Origin of the sequence: Elstera litoralis, assembly GCF_000963705.1 — a bacterium.
GTDB classification, from domain to species: domain Bacteria; phylum Pseudomonadota; class Alphaproteobacteria; order Elsterales; family Elsteraceae; genus Elstera; species Elstera litoralis.
The window spans coordinates 1-4,781 of record NZ_LAJY01000370.1 but is presented as its reverse complement, the minus strand read 5'-3'; the positions used below and the strand labels follow the sequence as shown (position 1 = coordinate 4,781).

Here is a 4,781-nt window from a genome sequence, read left to right as displayed (position 1 = left end):
GCTGAGCACGCTCAATCGATAGGGCATGAACCGCTCCAAATTAAGCGGCGTCTCCACGGGGTTACGCACCATCGCCTCTCCCATCCTACTTGCGATCTGTTTCTTATGAAACTAATATCAGGTTTAGCCATTGTTTCCCAGATGGGAACGCAACGCAATCTGCCGCAGGCGGCAATTTAATAACACGAGAGAGGGGCACGACATGAGCGAAATTACCGAGATCAACCCAATGGGGACCGATGGTTTCGAGTTCGTCGAATATACGGCGGCGGACCCGGCGCAGTTAGAGGCGCTTTTCACCCGCCTCGGCTTCAAGGCGGTGGCAAAACATCGCTCCAAAAACGTGCTGCTGTTTAAACAGGGCGACGTGAATTTCATTCTGAATGCCGAACCCGAAAGCTTCGCCCAATCCTTCGCCCGCGTTCACGGCCCCTCGGCCTGCGCGATGGCGTTTCGCGTGAAGGACGCTGCCTATGCCGTGCGCCGCGCCGAAAGCCTAGGCGCGAAGGTGTTCACCGGCGCGGTAGGGCCGATGGAGCTGAATATCCCCGCCATTCAGGGCATCGGCGGCAGTTTGATTTACCTCGTGGACCGCTACGGCCCCAGCACGATTTACGACGTGGATTTCGTGCCGCTGCCGGGGGCGGAGCCGGCACCCTTCGGCGTTGGGCTGACGCAGATCGATCACCTCACCCATAACGTCCATCGCGGGCGGATGACCGAATGGTCGACCTTCTACGAGCGCCTGTTTAACTTCCGCGAAATTCGCTACTTCGACATCGAAGGCAAGGTAACGGGGCTTGTGTCGAAAGCCATGACCAGCCCCTGCGGTAAAATCCGCATTCCGATCAACGAAAGCTCGGACGATAAGAGCCAGATCGAAGAATATTTGCGCGCGTACAACGGCGAAGGCATTCAGCATATCGCGCTCGCGACCGATGATATTTATGAGACCGTCGAGGCGCTTCAGAAGAAAAACGTGAAGTTCATGGATACGCCGGAGAGCTATTACGAACTCATCGGCAATCGGCTGCCCTACCATGATGAAGACGCCGAGCGCCTGAAGAAGGACCGGATTCTGATCGACGGCGCGCCGACCGAGGACGGCGGCATTCTGCTGCAAATTTTCACTGATACGGTGATCGGCCCGATCTTCTTCGAAATCATTCAGCGCAAGGGCGACGAAGGCTTCGGCGAGGGCAATTTCCGCGCCCTGTTCGAATCCATCGAACTCGACCAAATCCGCCGGGGCGTGATCTAAATGAAGACGGCATTCGACTTTCCCCATATCGAGGGGGAAGCCTCGCGGCAGGCGCACTGCGACCTGCCCGAAGGCACCTATGAGCGGGAATTGGGCCGGGATGGGTTCTTCGGCCCCGCCACTCATATGTACCACGCCAACCCGCCGACCGGCTGGACCGATTGGGAAGGCCCGTTGCGCCCGCGCGCCTTCGATCTTTCGCGGCTGACGGCGACCGAACCCTGCCCGTTCGAAGCGCCGGAGGTTCTGTTTAACAGTCACGCGCGCTTGCGCTTCTGGCGCGCGCCGGAGCGGATGGATCATCTCGTCCGCAATGGCGACGGCGATGATTTGATCTTCGTCCATACCGGCACGGCGGAGCTGTTCTGCGACTATGGCCATCTGGCGATTGAAGCGGGCGATTATATCGTGCTACCGCGCGGCACCATGTGGCGGCTGGAAGGGGCGCAGCATTTTTCGGCCCTGCTGATCGAGGCGACCAATTCCTCCTATAAGCTGCCCGATAAGGGCATCGTCGGCCCGCACGCGATCTTCGATCCGGCGATGCTGGACGTGCCGAAAATCGATGCGGCGTTTAAGGCGCAGCAGGGGCCGGGCACGTGGAAAGTGCGCATTAAGCGGCGCGGCCAATTCTCCACCGTCACCTTCCCCTATAACCCGCTCGACGCGAAGGGCTGGAAGGGCAATCTGACGGCGGTGCGCATCAATGTGCGCGATATCCGCCCGCTGATGAGCCATCGCTACCATCTGCCGCCGTCGGCCCACACCACCTTCGTGGCTGATCGGTTCGTCGTCTGCACCTTCGCGCCACGCCTGTTCGAAACCGATCCCGGCGCGCTGAAAGTGCCGTTCTTCCATAATAATGACGATTATGACGAAGTGCTGTTCTACCACGCGGGCGATTTCTTCAGCCGCGATAATATCCATCCCGGCATGATGAGCTTTCACCCCTGCGGCTTCACTCACGGCCCGCACCCGAAGGCGCTCGGCAAAGCCTTTCAGCAGACAAAAGCCGCGACCGATGAGTATGCTGTCATGATCGACACGCGCGACGCGCTGGATATCGGGGCGGGCGCGGCATCGGTCGAATGGGCAGGCTATGTCGATAGTTGGGCCGGACAGAAAGACTAAGGGGGGAGGCTTCATGAAACTCGCAACACTTCGGGCGGGCGGGCGCGACGGGACTTTGGTCCTGGTCTCGACCGACCTGACCCGCGCCGTCCCGGCAACGGGAATCGCCGCCACGCTGCAAACTGCGTTCGATTCTTGGGCGGAAACTGCGCCGCGCCTTCAGGCCCTTTGGGGGCAGCTTGAGGCGGGCACGGCGGCGGGCAGCTTTGCTTTCGATCAAACCGCCTGTCATTCGCCCTTGCCGCGCGCCTACCAATGGTGCGACGGCAGTGCCTATGTGAACCATGTGGATCTTGTGCGTAAGGCGCGCGGCGCGGCCATGCCGGAAAGTTTCTGGACCGATCCCCTCATGTATCAGGGCGGCTCGGACGCGTTCCTTTCTCCCCATGAACCGATCCAGATGGCCCGCGAAGACTATGGTATCGATTTCGAGGGCGAAGTCGCCGTGATCCTTGATGACGTGCCGATGGGGGCGGATGCGGCGACGGCGGGCAAAGCCATTCGCCTGCTGATGCTGGTGAACGATGTTTCCTTGCGCAATCTCATCCCGAACGAGTTGGCGAAAGGTTTCGGTTTCTTCCAGTCGAAACCGTCGAGCGCCTTTGCGCCGGTCGCGGTGACGCCCGACGCGCTCGGCGCGGCCTGGGACGGCGGCAAGCTGCATCTGCCGCTGTTGGTCAGCCTCAACGGACAGCCCTTCGGCAAGGCGAATGCCGGGGTGGATATGACCTTCGATTTCCCCACGCTCATCGCCCATGCGGCCAAAACCCGGCCCCTCAGTGCCGGCACCATCATCGGCTCCGGCACGGTCTCCAACCGCGATATCAGCGGCGGGCCGGGCCGTCCGGTGGCCGAGGGTGGCTTGGGCTATTCCTGCATCGCCGAAGTGCGCATGGTTGAAACCCTGCTGCACGGCGGCGCGCGCACGCCTTTCTTACGCTTCGGCGATAGGGTGCGGATCGAGATGCTGGACGCGGCGGGGGCAAGCCTGTTCGGGGCGATTGAACAGAGCGTGGAAGCCTATACAGTCTAAGGCTTATCAGCCCATTCCAACCGCCGTTGCCACGCCGCGCCGCGCCGTTCGGCGATGAGCACGGCGGTTTCCCCATCTTGGCGGCTGAACCAAACCCGGCCCAGGGTGAGCGGTCCGAGATCGGCGGCAACGCCGCTGGCCTCGACCGTAAGCTCGGGCAGGGTCAGGGTAAAACTCCGTCCCTCGGTGCTGCCGTTGGCGATAGCGATCGTGCCTTTGCCGCCGCTGAACCCCATCTCGCCCCCCGCGAAGGCATGGGAGAGGGCAAGGCCGCGCTCGGCGCTCCGGGCCGGGTCGGTGTCGGTTGCCGGGGCGAGGGCCTGGCCCAGGGTTTTCGGATCGATCCCGCCGAAATGCCCCGCGCCCAAGCTGAAGTCCAGGGTTCCTGCAAGGCGATTGGCAGGTCTTTTAAGGTCAGCGGCTTTGCGGTTAGCACGCCCTTGAGCGCCAGTTTGCCCTCGGCATCCGGCTCGTCGAACAGGGCGGCGGTGGCGCGGCCGAGGTCGGCATCTTTCAAATCCAGCGTAACGGTCAGCAGCGGTTCGGCCTCGCCAAAGGCAAGCGTGCCGGCGAGCGCGAGCGCCCCCTCGTAGAGTTTGGCGCTGCCCTCGTCGAAGCGCCAGCGGCCCTCGGTGAAGCGCAACCGCCCAGCGACATCGCTCAGGGAATAGGGCGCTTGCTCCAATAAGCCGATGCGCAGGGCGAGGTCGAGGTCGAGCGGCAGCAGCAACGCATCGGCCAAGCGGCCCGACGGCAGGGAACTATTGCGCCATTGGGTGGGCCGGAACACGGAAACGCCGATACCGCCGCTCAGCTTCCACGGCTCGTCCTTGACGGGAAACGCGAGACTGCCGCGCGCGTCCGCCGCCAAATCGGGCAGGCGCAGGGCGGCGCTTTCCACCGCGATTCGGTCGCGGTTCAAATCGAGCCGAGCGGTGAGCTTCACCGGCCCGTCGCCCTCCGCCGCAAGGCCGAAGGTGAGATCGCGCAAAAGCTGGGCTTGCGAGGGGCCGTGCGCCTCCAGATCGAGCAACGCTGTGCCCGCGAGCGGCGACCAAGCGCCGCCCCATTGGGTTTCGAGCCCGCCAAGGCCCGCCGACAGCGCCAGTTCGGCTTTCGATATCGGCCCGGTTACGGCGAGCGTAAACCGGCCCGCGACGCCGGGGCGCAAGGGGATGGGGAGGCGCAGCAAATCGGCGCTGCGGGCAAGATCGGCAATCGAACCGCTGGCTTTCAGGGCAAGGTTCGCCGGGCCGGTCGCGGCATCGAGCGTGCCGCCGAGGGTGATCGGGTCGGCACCGGCAAAGCCCGCGATGCGCGCTTCCTCCAGCGTCAGCACCCCGCCGACCAACCGCG

At 63.2% G+C, this 4,781-nt stretch carries 6 protein-coding genes; 4 read left to right on the top strand and 2 right to left on the bottom strand.

Annotation, left to right across the window (positions count from 1 at the left end):
* The 4 genes from VZ95_RS27235 to VZ95_RS13870 form a co-directional block, all read left to right on the top strand.
* On the top strand, positions 1 to 180 hold a 180-nt coding region (locus VZ95_RS27235), incomplete at its 5' end, for a hypothetical protein (protein ID WP_232302665.1).
* A 22-nt stretch (positions 181 to 202) separates the two neighbouring features.
* A complete protein-coding gene (gene hppD, locus VZ95_RS13880; RefSeq protein ID WP_045776384.1) occupies positions 203 to 1,261 on the top strand; it encodes a 4-hydroxyphenylpyruvate dioxygenase in 1,059 nt (352 codons plus the stop codon).
* The gene (locus VZ95_RS13875) at positions 1,262 to 2,392 is read left to right on the top strand and encodes a homogentisate 1,2-dioxygenase (protein WP_045776383.1); all 1,131 of its coding nucleotides are present in this window, start codon (positions 1,262 to 1,264) and stop codon (positions 2,390 to 2,392) included. It abuts the gene before it with no gap.
* 13 nt (positions 2,393 to 2,405) lie between these two features.
* Positions 2,406 to 3,425 carry a fumarylacetoacetate hydrolase family protein gene (locus tag VZ95_RS13870; RefSeq protein WP_045776382.1) on the top strand — a complete coding sequence of 340 codons (1,020 nt, stop codon included), beginning with the start codon at positions 2,406 to 2,408 and terminating at the stop codon, positions 3,423 to 3,425.
* Here VZ95_RS13870 and VZ95_RS13865 read toward each other — a convergent pair.
* Both VZ95_RS13865 and VZ95_RS13860 read right to left on the bottom strand, forming a co-directional pair.
* The gene (locus VZ95_RS13865; RefSeq protein WP_045776381.1) at positions 3,422 to 3,661 is read right to left on the bottom strand and encodes a hypothetical protein; all 240 of its coding nucleotides are present in this window, start codon (positions 3,659 to 3,661) and stop codon (positions 3,422 to 3,424) included. The genes VZ95_RS13870 and VZ95_RS13865 overlap by 4 nt on opposite strands.
* Positions 3,589 to 4,781, bottom strand: a 1,193-nt coding sequence (locus VZ95_RS13860) for an AsmA family protein (RefSeq protein WP_045776380.1), incomplete at its 5' end; no start/stop codon positions are given. The genes VZ95_RS13860 and VZ95_RS13865, both read right to left, overlap by 73 nt.

What these genes read in the sequence shown, in the direction of transcription:
- hppD (WP_045776384.1), top strand. Translation starts at nt 203, where the DNA reads ATGAGCGAAATTACCGAGATCAACCCAATGGGGACCGATGGTTTCGAG.
- VZ95_RS13875 (WP_045776383.1), top strand. Translation starts at nt 1,262, where the DNA reads ATGAAGACGGCATTCGACTTTCCCCATATCGAGGGGGAAGCCTCGCGG.
- VZ95_RS13870 (WP_045776382.1), top strand. Translation starts at nt 2,406, where the DNA reads ATGAAACTCGCAACACTTCGGGCGGGCGGGCGCGACGGGACTTTGGTC.
- VZ95_RS13865 (WP_045776381.1), bottom strand. Translation starts at nt 3,661, where the DNA reads ATGGGGTTCAGCGGCGGCAAAGGCACGATCGCTATCGCCAACGGCAGC.